This is a genomic window from Serratia sp. CoH_122_TC_1 (genome assembly GCF_058191755.1).
The window spans coordinates 326,566-344,284 of the sequence record NZ_JBXWLA010000002.1 but is presented as its reverse complement, the minus strand read 5'-3'; the positions used below and the strand labels follow the sequence as shown (position 1 = coordinate 344,284).

Here is a 17,719-nt window from a genome sequence, read left to right as displayed (position 1 = left end):
ATGTCTACTTACAGCTTTTTGGATTATTCCGCCTCTATCGTCGGGCCCGGTGGTGCGTTCGATCTGGGTTATGGCTCGGGCAACGCCGAGGAAGGCATGACCGTCACGATGGTTGAAGCGAAGAACACCATGACCATCGGCGCCGATGGATCTGTGATGCAAAGCCTGCACGCCGGCAAAGCTGGCACAATCACCGTGACGTTGCTCAAGACCTCGCCAACCAATGCCAAATTGAGCGCGATGTATAACGCTCAATCGCTATCTTCCGCCACCTGGGGCAATAACGTGATCGTGATGCGTAACAGCGCCAGCAACGACGTTTGCACCGCGCGCTCGGTCGCTTTCCAGAAAATCCCCGATTGGCAGAACGCCAAATCCGGCGGGACTGTGTCCTGGGTATTTGACGCTGGTCTGGTCGATCAACTGCTCGGCACCTTCTAAGGAGTGATGCATGGAATTTGAAATTAAGGGCCAGCAGTACCGTGCGGCCAAGTTAAATGTTTTTGAGCAGCTGAAAATATCTCGCAAGTTGCTCCCTCTGTTGTCCGGCCTGCTGAGTGAAATCTCGGTCATTAGACAGCTAAAGTCCGGGCAGATTTCGATTGAGGATGCGATTAAAACCGCTCTGCCGGCTATCGCTCAGGCACTGTCCGATATTAGCGAAGACGATAGTAATGCAATCATCCATCCTTGCCTGGCTGTCGTATCCGTTCAGCAGGGTAAAAGTTATGCGCCAATTTTTAATAATGGTCAGTTGATGTTTGATGACATCGATCTGATGGGCATGCTTGAAATCGTGGCGCGCGTAGTGGGGGATTCGTTGGGAAATTTTTTGGGAGAACTCCAAGAGAAAATTCCAGAAGCGCCAGCGGTGGCCCCGGCGCAGCCAGCGGAATAACGCTTGAAACGTTGCCAGGCGGAGAGGATTACATATTCCGCCCGGCAAGAGCTTTTAATATCGATATCAAAGATCTTAAGTCTGGCGCGGTAGACCTCTGCGACATTGCGATGATGAACGACTATCTCGATGTTGAAGAGGAAAACCAGCGCCGAATTGAGAAGTGGAGCCGTGACAATGAACGCTGATACCATCAAGGACTTTTTGATCTCCCTTGGGTTCGATATCGATGAAGCTGGCAGCCGTAAGTTCGAAACGGTGGTTTCCGGTGTCACGATGAACGTAGTGAAAATGGGCGCGGCTGTTGAGGCAGCAGCCCTAACTGTTGTCGGTTTTACAACGAAGATCGCGAGCGGACTCGACCGCCTTTATTGGCAGTCACAGCGCACTGGCGCCACGGCGAACAGTATCAGGGCTATCGGATACGCATTCAGTCAGGCGGGAGGCAGCGTTGAGGGGTTCAACGGTACGTTGGACAATTTGGCGCGCTTCCTGCGTTCGACGCCAGGCGCAGAGGGTTTCTTGCGCAATCTGGGTGTTCAGACGCGAGATGCGGCCGGTAATCTGCGAGACACTGCCCAACTGGTGACGCTGGTCGGCGATAAGCTGGCGAAAATGCCGTACTACCGCGCTAACCAGTATGCGCAGATCCTCGGCATTGACGAAAGCACGTTGCTGGCGATGCGGCGAGGTGTCCAGGGGTTTACCGCTGATTATCAGGGAATGCTGCAGGCCACGGGGTTCGATTCGCAAAAAGCGGCGGAGCAGTCCAACAAATTCATGACCCAGATGCGCGGACTGACGAACCTGTTCGGCATTATGCGTGACAAGATCGGCGGCAATCTTGCCGGCGGCCTGGCCGGGAATCTCGAAAGCTTCCGCAAAAATATCCTGCTTAACTTCCCCAAAATAGAGGGAACGATCACCGCCTTGCTGAAAAAGGTGCTTTCACTAGCCGATAGCATCATGACGTTGGTTTATCGGGGCGTGCAGGGAGCCGGCGATCTCATGAGATGGTGGGATCGGCTGGATGATAAAACCAAGGGGCTGATTAAGGTACTGGGTGGCCTGCTGGTGGCATGGAGAGTGCTGAACAGTGCTTTTTTGACATCTCCTATTGGGATGATCACTGCCCTTATTGCTGCGCTGGTTTTGTTGTATGACGATTACCAGACGTGGAAAGAGGGCGGCGACAGTCTCATTGATTGGGCGAAATGGCAACCTGACATCGAAAAGGCCAAGCAGGCTATGCTGTGGATCCGCGACAAGTTGCTGGAACTGAAAGATGCCGTCGGTGGGTGGAAGACGACGCTGGAAATTTTTGCCGGTTTTATCGCTGTGACTTGGGCTGCGAAAATGGTCGGTGCGATCGGATCGGTTACAAAAAGTGTTGGCGGGTTGTCTAAAGCGCTGGGTGGCCTTGGCAAAGTAGGAACTATCGGCGCCCTATTAGCGCTAGAAGAGCAGGTCGCCAAACATCTTGAGGAAAAGTTTTCCTGGTTGAAAGACAACCCTATTACCAACCTACTGAACAATCTTCCTGGCTCTGATACGGTCAACGAATGGGGTAAGAGCATTCTTCCATGGCGCCGTGACGAAGTTGATCAGCATGGGCAATCCGTCAAACGGCCACAGCCGACAAAAGACGGTGCTGCTCTGTTGGGGTGGTTACAACCAACTCTTGGTAAATTGGAGTCGCTCTACAACCTGCCGGCGGGGCTGCTGCGAAGCGTAGCTATTACCGAGTCTTCAGGGAACCAGTTTGCTGTATCAGGCGCTGGCGCCAAGGGGCTGTTCCAGTTTATGCCGGGTACGGCTCGGGATATGGGGTTGCGCGGCAACGATGTATTCGACCCTGAGAAATCTGCGGCAGCTGCAGCAAAATATCTTAGTCAGCTCTTGAAGATGAACGGTGGCGATCTGGAGAAGGCCCTGGCGTCCTATAACTGGGGGATCGGTAACGTGCAGAAGCATGGCATGGGCCTGATGCCGCAGGAAACCCGGAACTACATTCCGCGTGTTTTGAGCAACATGCCAGGAAGTGCTGGTGGCGGTCAAGGAGCGCCAACGTTCAACATCAACGTGCAGGGCAGCGGTGATCCACGCGAAACAGCACGCCTGACCGGTGACGCGGTTGAGGGTGTTTACCGCCGGCAGACGCGCAACATGCAAACGCAGGTGGGCTGATGGATATTTTATCTATGCTGTTCTCCCAGCAGCGGCGCCGCATTGGCATCATCGTGCCGAGCGTGGCAATCAGCGAGAAGCACATGGACGCGACGGAAATCACCGAGCACCCCGTGGAGCTCGGTGCGCCGACAAGCGACCATGCGTATGATCGCCCCGCCGAGGTGACGATGGAGCTGGGATTTTCCAGTGGCGGATCGCTGATAGACGGGATCGACACGACCGAGATTTTTAACGTCAGTACCGGTTTATCGCTGGGCACCAGCCCGGCGGACGTCTATCAGCAGCTGCTGGAGCTGAAAAAAAGCAAAGTGCCTTTTGCCGTGACGACCGGAAAGCGGCAGTATCAGAACATGCTGATCCGCGCTATTGAGGTGCTGACCGATAAAACCAGCGAGAACGTGCTGATGACAACGCTCACCCTGCGCGAGCTCATCATCACCGAAACGCAGAAGGTGACCACTACGCCGGCGGAAAACATGCAATCGCCCCAGGACACCGGCGGCGTGAGCAACACAGGGCTGAAAAACCCGACCACACCGGAAAAGCAGCAGAGCATTTTAAAGTCTGCAGGAGGCTTCCTTGGCATTGGTTGAAATCCCCCTTACGCCGGTATCACAGCAGTTCGCTATCCAGCTGGCCGGCGTGCAATACCAGCTTACGTTGATGTGGCGCGACATGGCCGGGTGGGTGCTGGACATTGCCAGCAACGACAAGACGCCGATTATCCAAGGGATCCCGCTGGTGGCCGGTGCCGACCTGCTGGCGCAGTATCGTTATCTGGGGATTGGCGGTCAGCTGTTCGTGATGTCCGATCCCGCCGTGCTGGCGCCACCGACGCAGACTAATCTGGGCATTGAGTCCCATCTCTACTTTCTGACCAACTGACCGCCTTCGGGCGGTTTTTTATGGGGCGCCTATGACCACTAACTGGATGCGAAAATGCAGCCTGATCGTGGCGAACGATGCCGGGGAAGGGCTGGAATTATCCGGCCTGAAAATCAGCTTCAACATCAGCAGACCCGACATCAGTTACCCCGCCACGGCGATGTTCAAGATTTACAACCTGAGCCGGAACACCAATAGCCGGATCAGGCAAAACGAGTTCACGCAGATAAAGTTTGTCGCCGGCTACCAGGACAATTTCGGACTGATTTTTTCCGGTCAGATCCAGTATTCCTACAGCGGGCGTGAAAACCCGACCGACACCTACGTGGTGATCCAGGCGGCCGACAGTGACCAGGCGCATAACTTCGCGGTGATGAACACCACGCTCGCAGCCGGGTACACGCAACAGGACGTACACACCGCGCTGATGAAGCCGATCGGGGTTTACGACATCGTCGCCGGCGCTACGCCGGAATTTGCCACCACCAAGGCGCCACGCGGTAAACCGATGTTCGGCATGCACCGGGATGAAGTTTCCAGCCTGGCGGCGCAGTGCAAGGCAACATGGCGCTATGAGAACGGGCGCCTGCAGATGGTGCCGGAAAACGCCTATCTGGCCGATGCCATCGTGCTGAACGCGCAGACGGGCCTGATCGGCATGCCTGAGCAAACCATTAACGGCGGCATCAACGTGAAATGCCTGATTAACCCGAACATCCAGCTCGACACGCTGATCCGCCTCGACAACAAATCGATAAACCAGGTCGGCCTGTCAAACCAAGAGATCGCCACCGGCAGCACAGCGGGCGCCTCAGTGCAGCAGCCGGCAGTGCTGGACATGGACGGTGATTACATCGTGAAGAACATCGCCTATTACGGCGACACGCGCGGCAATGCCTGGTATCAGGACATGATCTGTATTGCCAAGGGCGGCGCGGGGCTGCTGAACCAATCCACCATCCGGGCAGGAGCATAACGTGGTAACGAACAACGAACGCCAGGACTCCCCTGAGCTGGTGCTGAAAGCCGTGGCTGATTCACTCAGTACCAGTCTACGGGTGGCAATGCCCGGCATCATCCAGTCTTTCGACGTTGACGCGGTAACTGCCACGATCCAACCGGCTGTAAAAGCCTCTGTGCGGCAATCTGACGGCTCCTTGTCATCGGTGGCGCTGCCACTACTTGTTGATGTTCCTGTCGTGTTCCCGCGCGGCGGAGGCGTCACGCTGACGTTTCCAGTGACTGCCGGCGACGAATGCCTTGTCGTGTTCGCCGACCGCTGCATCGATTACTGGTGGCAGAACGGCGGGGTGCAGGAACCCGTAGACCAGCGCCAGCACCATCTTGCAGATGCTTTTGCGCTGGTTGGTCCGCAGTCGCAGGCGAAGAAAATCAGCGGTATAAGCACCAGTGCTGCGCAGCTGCGCACCGATGACGGCAAGGCCTTTATTGAACTTGATCCGAGCAGCCATGCCGTAACAGTCACAACACCGGGGAAACTGACCGCCAGCGCGCAGGGTGGCACGGAAATAAACTCTCCAGAGATTGTGCTCAACGGTAACGTGACGATTAACGGCAATCTGTCTCAAGGTATGGGCGACGGTGGCGGCACGGCGACGATGTTGGGGCCAGTAAACGTGACCAACGATGTCAAAGCGGGCGGCATCAGCCTGCAGACGCATAAACACGGTGGTGTAGAAACTGGCGGTGGCCAGACAGGAGGCCCGCAGTGAAGTATCGGAAAGAGGACGAGAACGGAGATTACACCTTTGGTCAGGGTGACAATACGTTTCTGGAGAACACCCCGGAGGCGGTCGCACAGGCGGTAAAAACACGCTTTGCGCTCTGGACGGGGGAATGGTTCCTCGATGTGACCGAGGGTACTCCATACCGCGAGGCCATTCTTGGCAAGCACAAATCAGCCGCCTACAACATGGCGGTACGTGAGCGGATCCTCGGCACCCAGGGCGTTAGCGAAATACTTGAATTCACCACGGAGTTTAACCCGGATACGCGCCGCGTGACCTTCACCGCGACCATTAACACGCTGTACGGCGAAACGACTGTAACCAGCGAGGCATAATGCTAAATCTCGATACATTAGGGCTTGCGGCCACAGTGACCGCGAGCGGTATCAGCGCGCCTGATTACCAGACGATACTCAGCAAGCTGACAGGCTATTTTCACCAGATTTACGGAGATGACGTCTATCTTGACCCAGACAGCAAAGACGGTCAGATGCTGGCTATCTATGCACTGGGTATCCACGACGCGAACAACATGGCGATCGCCGTCTATAACTCATTCAGCCCAGCAACGGCGCAGGGACGTGGCTTAGCCTCTAACGTCAAAATTAACGGCATTGCAGTGACACCGGCATCACGCTCAATGGCTGACGTGCTTATTGTTGGCCAGGTTGGCGTGTCGATCACCAACGGCACGGTACGTGATAGTAACGGCATTACCTGGTCGCTACCGGCCAGCGTAGTGATCGGTATCGATGGCACAGTGACGGTAACGGCAACCTGTCAGGTGGATGGCGCGATTGTAGCACCCGCCGGGACCATCACGGAGATCGGGACACCGACGCGCGGCTGGCAGTCGGTAACTAATCCGGCAGCGGCCACAGCAGGGCGCAAAGTAGAAACTGATGCAGAGCTGCGCCAGCGCCAGGCTAAATCGGTAGCCATTCCGTCCCTGACTGTTCTCGATGGCATTATGGGTGCTGTAGCGACACTGGATGGCGTAGAGCGCTACCGGGGCTACGAGAACGACACCAGCGTAACCGATGACAACGGATTACCCCCGCACAGTATCTCGCTAGTAGTCGCTGGTGGAGACGCTACCGCAATCGCGAAAACCATCGCGACGAAGAAAACGCCCGGTGGTGGAACTTACGGCACAACTACGATCGACGTTACAGACAAATACGGCATCGTTCATCCTATCCATTTTTATCGTCCGACAAGCGTTAACATTTTCGCCCGTGTAGAAATTAAAGCGCTGCAGGGCTATACCTCCGGCGTAGGAGAGGAAATCAAAAAGGCCGTCGCCGCCTACATCAATGAAATCAAGATCGGCGATCCGGTGTACCTCACTCGCTTGTTCTTGCCTGCAAATCTGAATGGCAATGCCGACAGCGCAACGTTTGATATCACTGACCTGCAAATCGGTACTTCACCCGATAGCCTGGCACCGGCAAACGTCATAGTAGGCTTTAACGCAGTCGCCGCTTGCGCACCTGGAAACATTGAAGTGGTGGTGATCCCATGAGCGAAACAAAATACCAAAAACTCATTACCTCCTATCACAAACACAAACCCAAATTTTACGACCATATATCCCTCATTACCCAGCCGCTAATCGACGTGCAGAACGCCACAGCAAAGCTGATTGGCGATTTCGACCTGGACACGGCCATCGGTGTGCCGTTGGACACAGTCGGGCTGTGGGTGGGAATAGGGCGGAAGATTGCAACGCCGATTACCGGCGTTTATTTCTCTCTGGATGTTGAAGAGCTGGGCTTTGATGCAGGCTTGTGGCGCGGGCGGTTCGATGCTGGTGGCTTCACTGAACTGGGTGATGACACCTACCGAACCATAATCCGGGCAAAAATTGCCGCGAACCACTGGGACGGCACCACTGAAACCCTGAGCGACGTCTATCAGATCATTTTCCCCGACGGGAAAACCAAGATATTCGCCGTCGATAACTTCGATATGACAATGTCGGTTTATATCACCGGGGAAAAGATAACGCCGGTTATGAAGGCGGTAATCGAGTTGGGGTATCTGGATATCAAACCCTCAACCGTCCGCATCAAGAATTACACCATCACCACCGAATCTGGACCGCTGTTTGGCTTCGATATCGACAATGAATTTATCTCCGGCTTCGATAATGGAGCCTGGGGAACACCGCTGGGAGCACCACATGGCTAAGAACGAATTTTTAACTTTTGGCACTGCTGCAAATGCCAACGTTATATCCACCGATGATTATCAGGCTCTCCCTGGGCGCGCTGCTGGCTTTGCATCGGGTGTTGCCAAGGCCTCCCAGCTCAACAAAGCTTGGCGCCAGGGGTCGACAATGGCGGCTGTAATTGGGGAATTTATTGCTAATTCGAACGTCGATGCCCTTGACGATGGAGACGTAAATGGGCTTGTAGCGAAATTTACAAATGCGATTGTTTCAAACCTTGGTTTGGGTAAAGGATCTTCGTTACCAGAGGGAATTCCGATACCTTGGCCGGCAAGCATACCACCGGATGGATGGATCACCATGTCTGGTCAGGCAATAACTCAGGCGCAGTATCCAAAGCTTTTTGCGTTATACGGTAATAAGTTGCCAGACCTGAGAGGGGAGTTTATTCGTGGTTGGGATAATACGCGAGGTGTTGATATTGGCCGAGCGTTATTGAGTTCTCAGAGCGATGCTATTAGGAACATAACTGGTGCAGCAACAACCACTGCCGGACCCGGCCTTACCTACCTACAAACAACAGATTTTCATGGGGCTCTTACTGCTTTTGGCGTTACAACAATACAGCCATTGACTGGTTTTAGCTCTCCAGTACCATCCCAATTTACCGGCATTTATTTAGACGCAAGCAAGGCAGTTCCCACAGCGAACGAGAACAGACCGAGAAGCATTGCATTTAATTATATTGTGAGGGCAGCATGATGTCAGATAAGGCAGAGTTTGATTCTTCTGGGATAGCAACGAAAACCGGTAACGCGACGTGCTATTCATTCGATTCCCTAAGCGGTGAGTATAGCGGCTCATTTGAATTTATGACGCTCATAGGCTCAGGAATACCGGCGTCATCAACGCTGATAGAACCGCCTTCTTATAATGCAGGTGAAATAGCAGTATTTGATAATGGCTTTTGGAGTGTTTTAGAAGACCATAGGGGTGACATTGTTTATAGCACGGCAGATGGTTCTGAATGCAAAATAAAAGCAATCGGGCCTTATCCTAAAAATACAACCACGTATAAACCAAATTCAAAGTATGATTTTTGGGACGGTAATGAGTGGGTGCTGAATAAAGAGGCGAAAAAACAAGATGATATTGAAGAAGCTAATGCCACTAAAAAATCACTTCTTTCAGAAGTTATTAACTATACGCAGGTATGGCAAACCCAGCTGATGCTTGGTGTTATTTCTGATGCTGATAAAAAGGAGTTGACACAATGGATGGGGTATTACCAATTATTGCAGCACCTAGACGTTAGTTCTGCACCAGCGATAACATGGCCTAAAAAACCGTAAATGATAAAGGCTGACTTTTCAGCCTTTGTTTATTTTGTTTGGAATTACCATCTTGGATAAATTGATTGCGACATTATCAAATACCACATAGAAAAAATATGACAAAGAAAAAGTGAATATCAATATAAATGATATTACCACGAAAGCCGATGACATGTAACTATATCCGAATGATGATAATAAATTAAAAAATGGAATGCCGATGGCATATATCACTATTAAGTGAGTTAGATATAATGAAAACGATAGTGTTCCAACTGTTTTTAAAATCCCGTTATCTTTGGATAACCAAGGCCAATCGTAACCGATCAATGAGTAACATATAGCAACGCCAGAAACTGAATATATTATATTCTGATATGAGTATTTAAAATCAGGACGTGAGAAGCTTGATAAGGAATCATATGAAGACGAACCATAATGATACCCTGATAAATACAGCCCCAAAATAAGTATTGTTATGCTTAATAACTTTCCGGTTTTAATTTCGAAGTCTGTCATTAAAGAGCCAATTACAAACATAAGTATCCCCAACGAAATAGGGGGTGCATCACTTATTATTGATGAAAGAACAAAGGCAATGACAAGTAGTGATTTGTAGATGATTCTGTTTTTCTTTGGTGCAGTATATAAGACAAGCAAAATAATTGAACCGATAAACTCTATCCTCATCGTCCAGAGAACCCAATTATATTTACTGAATCCGGAATCAATAAAAATACCAATAACACCATCAAATAGTGCAGATGATAGGCTGTAGCTATCTTTCCCGAATTTATCTATCCAGGCAGAAGCCAAGGAGGTGTCAATGTTAGTGTTGGATAAGATTATATAACTTAGCAATATGGATGCTAAGCACGGAATCATTAATCTTATGTATCTTTTTAAAATTTGTTGTGGGATGGTTGTTATTTTAACAGACAGCCTACTATAGCTTTTGCTGAGAACAATTCCACTAAGAACAAAGAAAACATATACGGCTGCTCCCCCAGAGTATAAGAAAGTTACTGGGGAGTTAAATAACATTGCCGCTGCTCTGATGTTATCTAAATTACGAGATAATTCAGGAAGGCCATGCAATGCGGGAAAGAAAGTAAGGGCTGCATGGGACAATAAAACAGCTAAGCACGCCAACCCCCTTATGGAATCTGCTGAATTTATATGTGTTTTATCCATTAAAACAATCTCATTTTATCTTGCAGTACCAAGAAACCACTTTTAACCAATAAATTACAACCATTTTGACGCCAGCCGTCAACAGGAAATTGGAGAATCAGCCATGTCATTTAATGGATTGCCAGTTGATGGAGTCGTCAGCACTGACGTTGTGTTACCCCTACGGGGTACGCAACAAGCAATAGACGAAGCAAAGAGTAGCCTGTCGGCGGATAGTGCCGCTCAGTCAGCCGATGCATCGTTTAAATACAGCCGTGAGGCGAAAACGGCAGCAGTGGGTGTATCTGCCGATGCAGACCGCGCTGAGGCAGCCGCTGATAATGCCCAGAACATTGCTGACGCGAATACCTACTACACGTCTGCAACTGACCCTGATGGCACGATTGCAGGTATCGCGGGAACGGCTGATGGAAAATCGTTTCGTGTTGCGATCCAAGATGGCGCGGGGGTAGCGATATCGTTTAACTATTACAAAAATGAATCAGGAACTGCGAAATTTATAAATTCTGACCCAAGCAAAAGGTTCGTTGAACATGTAAATTCTTCTGTTGTTAACTTAAACCAACGAGTAGGGATTAAACTTTATGACCAATCAATGAATGTACATGATTATTATGTTGTAGCTGGTGGCGTAGATGCTGGAAAAATTAAAAATACAACCACAGCACCGACCGTAGTGACACGCTTTCCAGTCGAGCCTGGGCAAACCTACAAAATAGAGTCAACAGATTTTAGAGCTAACTATTTTGCTATGGCACTAAAAGTAGACAGCGATGTAATAGGTGACACTCTAGGGCTTTTAAGTCTTAACGGTAGCGGTTCAGTTAGAGAGTTCACTGTGCCAATCGACAGCTTGGCAAAGTTTGCGTTTATGAACGTCATGATTACTAACGGTGGTTTTGATATTACTCAGAGCGTATCAGCTTATGTCGACGTAATTAAACAAGTTAATGGCATACAAATATACGATCAGTACGCTCGAGAGGATCTGCTTGTAGATAGCATGTCGCTAATTGAAGATGTTGGCGGCCAGCTATACAACTCTACAAATGATAAGCCAAATTATTTTGTTCGTGCACTTGGAGCAAATGCCGGTAACATTGAATCATCTGCAGGGACGGTATTGAATGTGTTTCCTGTCGCTGCTGGAAAGACGTATACAATTGGTGCGTCGTCTTTCAATGCTGATTACTTCGCTGTCACACTAAAGACTGACAATATTGTCACGGGTGCAACACTGGGTCTTGTCACGCTCAATGGTTCAGGTTTGACTCGCTCTTTCACCGTACCTGCTGACAGTTCGGCGAAATTCGCGTTTATGAACGTGTATCTGCCTGGCCCCAAATGGGACATCCGGCCCACATTGTCGATCATTGGGCCAGTGCAGAAAATGGCGGCTCTGAAAGCCTATGGGCTGGTGGATATCCGAGCACGGCAATTAATATCGGATATGCAGAGCCAAAAAAATTCCCCCATTAAAGGGCATTCTTGGGCAGTGGTCGGTGATAGCATCACTGCAAAAAACTTCAGGACAAATAGAAACTATCACGAATACGTTTCTGATAATGTTGGCGGCATGACCATATATAACTATGGCATTAGTGGCACTGGTTACTATGGGCGTTCTGGAGTTGCAGATACAATCACTGAAACACCTGATTATTTAACGGTGTTTTTCGGCACGAATGATTGGGGGCAGGTGAACAACTCGAAACCGCTCGGTTCATTCTTGGATTCTGGAACGGCGACGATTTCTGGCTGCATCAACACCTGCTTGCTGGGAGTGATTACGAAGTTCTATTCGAAGAAGGTTGCCGTTTTCACGCCGTTGCCACGAATTGAGAACTGGGGGAGCAACGCAACCCCAAACGCCGTGGGATATACGCTTGAACAGCTTTCTGATTTGATTAAGCGATATGCTGCTCACTACTCAATTCCGTGCCTTGATCTGTACCATGAGGGGAATCTGCCGGTGTACGTGCCTGCAGCCAACTCATACTATTTCACGTACCCAGGTGGATCCGCGCCTGACGGTCTGCATCCGAACGATGCTGGTCATATCGTGATGGCTGCGAAAATCCAGGCGTTTTTAGAGTCGATTTAACAAGGCATTAATGCCGGGATGGACCCCGGCTATTTAACTTTGGGATAGGAATGCTGCCATTGTGTCACTCCGGGGATAGTCATGGGGTAATGGTCGCTGAGGTGGGACAAACTTGGGACAGGAATGTTTTCACATCTGTTTATATGGTTTTCTAACTTTTTGCATCTTGGGACGTGTGAGCGCGGTCTGATGCGGTAAGTTGGTGATATAGATACTAAATCATACAACTCTTAATCAATTGGTCACAGGTTCGAACCCTGTACGACCCACCAACAAATCATGCAGTTAGCGTGTTTTCTTCCTTTCCGATTTTTCTTTGTGTGGCCTAATTGGGATACACTTCGCAAAAATTGCATAAATCTAGCGTGAATATTCAGTTAAGTGATCTGGCGCAAGCCGGGTCTGTCTTCGCCCATTTCTATCGACTTTCCACCGCCGATTTCCTACAAAATTGATAATGAAACTTCTGATGGGATGAACCTGCCGGTTCGGCGTTCCGAAGGGCGCGAATTGGTTTGGTACGGGTTATACCCTGTCAATCAAGTGAATGTGTTCGCGGCTTTCATGGAATAGCCGTCGACAAAGAATACGGTAACAGTCTCGGTCGAATTCATCGGCCGGGAAACTGAGCTTTTCAGCTTCATGCAACGATGCCGCGGTACCGAGGTAGAACCAGTTACTGATTATATGGAAGGCCTTGAGTTGGCCTTGCCGTTCCTCGATGGCGATTCTCCCAGGGTATGGCCAGTGTCGTACCTGGGCTTGCTCCAGGGCACCGATCAGCCTGGTCTGATGGGCTTGTGGGGTTTCCTTCCCGCAGCATACGCCTGCGCACTTGCCTAATTGGTGGCGAAAACAGGGTTGACCGGGGCGGCCTTTTTCAATATCCAGATGTGTCAGGCAAAGTCGTTCCTGATCGGCAATATCGAGCAGAAAGTCGATGGCCGCCGTGCGCCGCAGAAACAGGCCGTATAAGTTTGGCGTTCGGGAAAAGTCCAGCGCATCGCTGTAAACGATACGCGTTTGGGAGTCTTGCACTTGTAACGCACAAAGCCGGCGAATTTTGCGCAGTCGCTTGTTGTAAAGTGGACTTTGTTGTTTAACCAAAGATGATTCAAGCAGTAGCGCACCAATCTCACCCACTGTCTCGATGCAGGTTATGCGACGGGTGGTGGCAAGTAATCGCGCTTCCCGCGGATTACGCAGGTGAGACTGAACACGGCGGCGAATATTGACGCTTTTGCCTATGTATAGCGGATGCGCGCAGTTGTCTCCGTGAAAGAAATAGACCCCACAGGTTTGCGGCAGATTGGCGACTTGTTCAGTCAGATGTTCAGGGTATTGATACATGGGCTATCAGGGACTCACCGTTTATGCAGACGTGGCGTATCACGCCAACGTTAATATTGTCTCATTATAAGCGTATCACCTGCTCAGGTTGTGCTAAGAATCATCCCGAAGCGTATGTGCTTAACTACGTGACCATCATCAATCATGCCGTTGACCTGTTCTGTAGTGACGACCACAAGAGGCAATAGCTTGCCGTCAGGCGTAAAGGGACGGTATCTGTCGCTGCGCTTATCGCACTGAGATGCCTATTTTTGCTTTCAGACCCGTGCTTTATCTCGAAGTTGAGATTTGTTATCATTTGCACGAATTTTACCTATAGGGATATAGATATGCGTAAATCGCTACTCGTTGCTCTGGGCGTGATTGTGCTGTCAGGATGCGCGGACCAGCAAGATGATTATGAGTCGTTTAACAAGGTGTCTGCAGACCCGTCGAGCGGTAAAGAGTGGAAAGAGTTTGTCGCCCCTCTCTCAGTGAAAACGCAATCGCCGGGTGAGCGGGAAATGAAGCGCGCTATCCGCCAGAACTGAATGAGAATAAGCCCACCTGAGTGGGTTTTTGCTTTTTAGCCAGGCAATCATACGTCATAGCCAGTGAATTGGCGTCGTCTGCTATACCTTGGCCCATAAATCGGGCTGCCACAGGCTGTTTTAAAAGGAAGGGAATCGTGAGGAAAACACATTTAGGGTTTGACGTTAGCGTACCGGCATTAGTTTTCGTGATTGCCTCGCTGCTGTTGACGGGGTGCTCTAAGACCAGCGCGATTAAACCGGGGCCATCTGGAGACGAGGTCGATGCGCTTTTTGCTGGCTTGGAAGGTAAAGCAACGCCTGTACCTGGTGACGAGATCAATGCGTATCTCACGCAGATACGCGCGGCTATTCAAAGCCATTTCCACTTTGCCGATGCTTACGCCGGTAAGAAATGTTCTTTAAGAATTAAACTGGCTCCGAATGGAATGCTCATAGATGTTCAAGCCGAAGGCGGTGACCCCGCTCTTTGCCGCGCAGCGATAGTGGCAATCACAAATGCCAGCTTTCCCAAACCCCCTTCACCCGCTGTTTATCGTGTCGTTAAAAATGCCGCGTTGGAGTTTCGTCCCCAATAACCGGAATGGCGACAGGATTGTGGCAGCAAGGCGCTTTCCATCTCTTTGCCGTTCGACCATGTTTCCTTTAGCCGCAGCCGGTTTCTCTGATAGGGCATTAGTCCTGGGCGATGAGAGCCGCCGGGTATTACGGCACTTAAAATAGCTGCCCTACAGACATCAAGGCGACGGACCAAACCCCGGCAGACAGCGCACTGGCGCAATAGACGTGCTTGCGTGGCAAAGAGATCATACCGGCGACCAAAGGTACGGTGTAGCGCATCACAGCTAAAAAACGCGATACAAACAAGAGCGGGATCCCATTCTTTTGTAGCGCGGATTTCGCTTTGTGCACTGCACCGTGGTAACGGGCCGGCAGCCAGTTTCCGCTTCTACGATGTTGAAGCCATGCGCCGCAGTGGAAGGATAAAATGGAGCCGAGTAGGGCACCGAGGGTAATTGCCGCCCAGACGTGAGTGTCGGCCAGTACCGGTTTACCGGCGACAATACCCAGCATCAGCGTCACTGAGGCGGGCGGCAGTACCGAAGAAATAAAAATGACCGACTTACCCAAGGCAAACAGGAAAATGAGCAGCAACAGGAAGCCGGGTTCTGGGCCATATTTGGCGAGAGTGGCGCTTAATGCCTCCATGGAAGACCTTCATAAAATGTGCCTGAGGGTCAGTGTCCCATTAACCGCTTCAATATAAGCTAAATCGAATGGCTTCAACGCCCAGATTATCTACTGATCTGAGCATGGCTTCTGGTGTTGTTCGCGGCCCATCCTTTTAAGGCGAAGATCAACGCGGCGCACAGCAAAGAGAACATTGCCAACACGATCAAGCCTGCATGCGGGCTATTGAAACGCAGTTCCGCCTCAGTCCGTATTAACGGTGCCAGGAAGCTGAACAGTGCGCCCAACGTGGTGCAAAAACCGATGCCGGCCGCCAACGCCGGGCCTGAAAGTATTTGTGCAGGTAGGGTCCAGAATATCGGTTGCACCGCCAGAAAGCTGACGGCGCAAAAACACAGCGCAATAATGGCAAGAATCGGACCGGCATAGGAAGAGGCAACCAATCCCAGCGCGGCAATGAGCATGCAGCCGATGGCGATGGGTAAACGGCGAGCGGTTTTGCGATCGGCATACCGCGGGATGTAATAGACCCCAAATGCTGACACGGCCCAGGGGATTGCCGCTACCAGCGATGCTTTAAACCCAAAATTGGTGCCCATCAGCGAGGCCACTTGCGAGGGCAGGAAAAACAACAGGCCGTACACGCCGACCTGAATGGTGCCGTAAATAAAAGCCAGGTGCCAAACCTTGGTATTCCGCAAGGCATCTTTCACACTGCTGGTCTCGGTATTTTTTTGTTCCAGGGCTAACTGCGTCACCAACGCCTGCTTTTCTTCCGGAGTCAGATAGCGTGCTGTGGTTGGGCTATCGTCAAGATAGAAATAGGCGAAGATCCCCAGGCCAACGGCCGGCAAACCTTCCAAGACAAACATCCAGAACCAGCCTGGCTGCCCCAGCACGCCGTGCATTTCAAGCAACGCGCCAGAAATCGGTGAGCCCAGGGTCAAGGCGGCGGGAACCCCGAGCACAAAGATACCTATCACTGAGGCTCGGATCTTGTTGGGGAAATAAATGGAAGCGAGCAAAAGGATCCCGGGGTAGAAGCCCGCCTCGGCCAGCCCCAGCAGGAAGCGTAGGGCGATAAATTGGTATTCGTTGCTGACGAAACCCGTGCAGGCTGACAGACCCCCCCATACCGCCGTGGTGGCGCTGAGCCAAACTTTCGCTCCCAGCCTATTCATCAGCAGGTTGGCTGGAATACCGAAGATGGCGTAAGCCGCGAAGAATATCCCCGCACCCAGTGCGAAGGCGGATTGTGACAAGGCGATATCAACCGACATCGCGTCTTTGGCAAAGCCCACATTCACGCGATCGATAAAGGCGACAAAATACAAAGAGAACATCAGGGGGATCAATCTGCGCCAGGTCTTCTTGATGGCTGAGTTGAGCGCGGGGCTGGTGTAGGTCGTATTGTTCACTGGGTTAAACCTCTCAAACAGGTTGAACGACGGAGAGCGACGCAAGACCGGCAGCTCTCTTGCCTCCATTGCCACTGCGGGAGCATTCACTGTCGGTATTCAGTTTTGCCTAAAGGCCTAAAGGACTAATGGTCAGGCCTTTGTGGGCAAAAAAATCGGCGATAAACGCGATCCTGGTCATGCGACTAGGGAAGAACTCTTTCGGACACTAAAAATTGACAATTGGTTAACCTGAAATTCACATATGGGCGGGAGTGATTCAAGCTTGGTGATGAAGATCTGTGCGCGCAATCACTGAATGCCAAACTTTGCATTTAATAAAGGCAAACTCTGTTCTGCGCAGGTAGAGTGACCCCACATGATAGATATGCTGAAGGGAAAGGGCGACATGCTAAAGGTAATAGCAGAAGATTTTATCAAGCTCGATTGTGTAGACACGGTGATGCCGCTGTATCAGGAATTGGTCGAGAAAACCCGGCAGGAACCACGTTGCCTTTCCTATGAACTGTTTATTGATCATCAGGATCCGGGACATTTTATTTTCGTTGAGGAGTGGCCCGATCAAGCCGCGCTGGATACTCATTGCCAAACTGAACATTTCAAACGATTAGTGCCGTTGATCAATCAGCACCAAAGCAAACCTTGTACCTTTCTATTTATGCACCCTTTCCCTTCAGCGGAGCGTTGAAAGACCAAAAAATCCC

General features: G+C 50.9%; 21 protein-coding genes. 17 read left to right on the top strand and 4 right to left on the bottom strand.

What is annotated here, in order from left to right; translation table 11 throughout:
• From AC2FC2_RS04310 to AC2FC2_RS04250, 13 genes are all read left to right on the top strand, one after another.
• Positions 1 to 441: a phage structural protein gene (locus tag AC2FC2_RS04310; protein WP_490658808.1), complete on the top strand. Its 441-nt coding sequence runs from the start codon at positions 1 to 3 to the stop codon at positions 439 to 441.
• Positions 442 to 451: 10 nt separating this feature from the next.
• A complete protein-coding gene (locus AC2FC2_RS04305; RefSeq protein WP_490658807.1) occupies positions 452 to 898 on the top strand; it encodes a phage tail assembly chaperone in 447 nt (148 codons plus the stop codon).
• Positions 899 to 1,008: 110 nt separating this feature from the next.
• The gene (locus tag AC2FC2_RS04300) at positions 1,009 to 1,086 is read left to right on the top strand and encodes a DUF6889 family protein (protein ID WP_423152907.1); all 78 of its coding nucleotides are present in this window, start codon (positions 1,009 to 1,011) and stop codon (positions 1,084 to 1,086) included.
• Positions 1,076 to 3,085 carry a transglycosylase SLT domain-containing protein gene (locus AC2FC2_RS04295; RefSeq protein WP_490658806.1) on the top strand — a complete coding sequence of 670 codons (2,010 nt, stop codon included), beginning with the start codon at positions 1,076 to 1,078 and terminating at the stop codon, positions 3,083 to 3,085. The genes AC2FC2_RS04300 and AC2FC2_RS04295 overlap by 11 nt, the downstream gene beginning before the upstream one ends.
• Positions 3,085 to 3,681 (top strand): phage baseplate protein, encoded by a 597-nt coding sequence (locus tag AC2FC2_RS04290; RefSeq protein WP_490658805.1) that lies wholly within the window; start codon positions 3,085 to 3,087, stop codon positions 3,679 to 3,681. The genes AC2FC2_RS04295 and AC2FC2_RS04290 overlap by 1 nt, the downstream gene beginning before the upstream one ends.
• Positions 3,668 to 3,973, top strand: coding sequence for a phage baseplate plug family protein (locus tag AC2FC2_RS04285; RefSeq protein WP_319858027.1), 306 nt, complete (start codon positions 3,668 to 3,670; stop codon positions 3,971 to 3,973). The genes AC2FC2_RS04290 and AC2FC2_RS04285 overlap by 14 nt, the downstream gene beginning before the upstream one ends.
• A gap of 31 nt (positions 3,974 to 4,004) precedes the next feature.
• The gene (locus AC2FC2_RS04280; RefSeq protein ID WP_243811175.1) at positions 4,005 to 4,949 is read left to right on the top strand and encodes a phage protein; all 945 of its coding nucleotides are present in this window, start codon (positions 4,005 to 4,007) and stop codon (positions 4,947 to 4,949) included.
• Position 4,950: 1 nt separating this feature from the next.
• Positions 4,951 to 5,706: a Gp138 family membrane-puncturing spike protein gene (locus tag AC2FC2_RS04275; protein ID WP_490658804.1), complete on the top strand. Its 756-nt coding sequence runs from the start codon at positions 4,951 to 4,953 to the stop codon at positions 5,704 to 5,706.
• Entirely contained in the window at positions 5,703 to 6,056 is a 354-nt protein-coding gene (locus AC2FC2_RS04270; protein ID WP_490658803.1) for a contractile injection system sheath initiator, read from the top strand. The genes AC2FC2_RS04275 and AC2FC2_RS04270 overlap by 4 nt, the downstream gene beginning before the upstream one ends.
• Positions 6,053 to 7,246, top strand: coding sequence for a baseplate J/gp47 family protein (locus AC2FC2_RS04265; protein ID WP_490658830.1), 1,194 nt, complete (start codon positions 6,053 to 6,055; stop codon positions 7,244 to 7,246). The genes AC2FC2_RS04270 and AC2FC2_RS04265 overlap by 4 nt, the downstream gene beginning before the upstream one ends.
• On the top strand, positions 7,243 to 7,914 hold the full coding sequence (locus AC2FC2_RS04260; RefSeq protein WP_490658802.1) for a DUF2612 domain-containing protein: 672 nt from the start codon (positions 7,243 to 7,245) through the stop codon (positions 7,912 to 7,914). The genes AC2FC2_RS04265 and AC2FC2_RS04260 overlap by 4 nt, the downstream gene beginning before the upstream one ends.
• Positions 7,907 to 8,656: a tail fiber protein gene (locus AC2FC2_RS04255; protein WP_490658801.1), complete on the top strand. Its 750-nt coding sequence runs from the start codon at positions 7,907 to 7,909 to the stop codon at positions 8,654 to 8,656. The genes AC2FC2_RS04260 and AC2FC2_RS04255 overlap by 8 nt, the downstream gene beginning before the upstream one ends.
• Positions 8,653 to 9,246: a tail fiber assembly protein gene (locus AC2FC2_RS04250; RefSeq protein WP_490658800.1), complete on the top strand. Its 594-nt coding sequence runs from the start codon at positions 8,653 to 8,655 to the stop codon at positions 9,244 to 9,246. Before AC2FC2_RS04255 ends, AC2FC2_RS04250 begins: the two co-directional genes overlap by 4 nt.
• 18 nt (positions 9,247 to 9,264) lie before the next feature.
• Here the strand turns inward: AC2FC2_RS04250 and AC2FC2_RS04245 are convergent, their stop codons facing one another.
• The gene (locus tag AC2FC2_RS04245) at positions 9,265 to 10,422 is read right to left on the bottom strand and encodes an acyltransferase family protein (RefSeq protein WP_490658799.1); all 1,158 of its coding nucleotides are present in this window, start codon (positions 10,420 to 10,422) and stop codon (positions 9,265 to 9,267) included.
• 103 nt (positions 10,423 to 10,525) lie between these two features.
• Between AC2FC2_RS04245 and AC2FC2_RS04240 the strand changes: the two genes are divergently transcribed.
• A complete protein-coding gene (locus AC2FC2_RS04240) occupies positions 10,526 to 12,526 on the top strand; it encodes an SGNH/GDSL hydrolase family protein (protein WP_490658798.1) in 2,001 nt (666 codons plus the stop codon).
• 525 nt (positions 12,527 to 13,051) lie between these two features.
• Here the strand turns inward: AC2FC2_RS04240 and AC2FC2_RS04235 are convergent.
• The gene (locus AC2FC2_RS04235) at positions 13,052 to 13,876 is read right to left on the bottom strand and encodes an endonuclease (RefSeq protein ID WP_209632662.1); all 825 of its coding nucleotides are present in this window, start codon (positions 13,874 to 13,876) and stop codon (positions 13,052 to 13,054) included.
• Between the two features lie 329 nt (positions 13,877 to 14,205).
• On the opposite strand from AC2FC2_RS04235, the gene AC2FC2_RS04230 reads away from it, so the two are divergent.
• Both AC2FC2_RS04230 and tolA read left to right on the top strand, forming a co-directional pair.
• Positions 14,206 to 14,406 (top strand): hypothetical protein, encoded by a 201-nt coding sequence (locus AC2FC2_RS04230; RefSeq protein WP_490307712.1) that lies wholly within the window; start codon positions 14,206 to 14,208, stop codon positions 14,404 to 14,406.
• Between the two features lie 20 nt (positions 14,407 to 14,426).
• Positions 14,427 to 14,984, top strand: a complete 558-nt coding sequence (gene tolA, locus AC2FC2_RS04225; RefSeq protein WP_490307711.1) for a cell envelope integrity protein TolA — start codon at positions 14,427 to 14,429, stop codon at positions 14,982 to 14,984.
• 136 nt (positions 14,985 to 15,120) lie between these two features.
• Here the strand turns inward: tolA and AC2FC2_RS04220 are convergent, their stop codons facing one another.
• Both AC2FC2_RS04220 and AC2FC2_RS04215 read right to left on the bottom strand, forming a co-directional pair.
• Positions 15,121 to 15,615, bottom strand: coding sequence for a DedA family protein (locus AC2FC2_RS04220; RefSeq protein WP_490658797.1), 495 nt, complete (start codon positions 15,613 to 15,615; stop codon positions 15,121 to 15,123).
• A gap of 86 nt (positions 15,616 to 15,701) precedes the next feature.
• Positions 15,702 to 16,940, bottom strand: a complete 1,239-nt coding sequence (locus tag AC2FC2_RS04215; RefSeq protein WP_490658829.1) for an MFS transporter — start codon at positions 16,938 to 16,940, stop codon at positions 15,702 to 15,704.
• A gap of 463 nt (positions 16,941 to 17,403) precedes the next feature.
• Here AC2FC2_RS04215 and AC2FC2_RS04210 point away from each other — a divergent pair, with 463 nt between their 5' ends.
• Positions 17,404 to 17,703, top strand: a complete 300-nt coding sequence (locus AC2FC2_RS04210) for a putative quinol monooxygenase (RefSeq protein WP_490658796.1) — start codon at positions 17,404 to 17,406, stop codon at positions 17,701 to 17,703.
• Positions 17,704 to 17,719 lie beyond the last annotated feature (16 nt).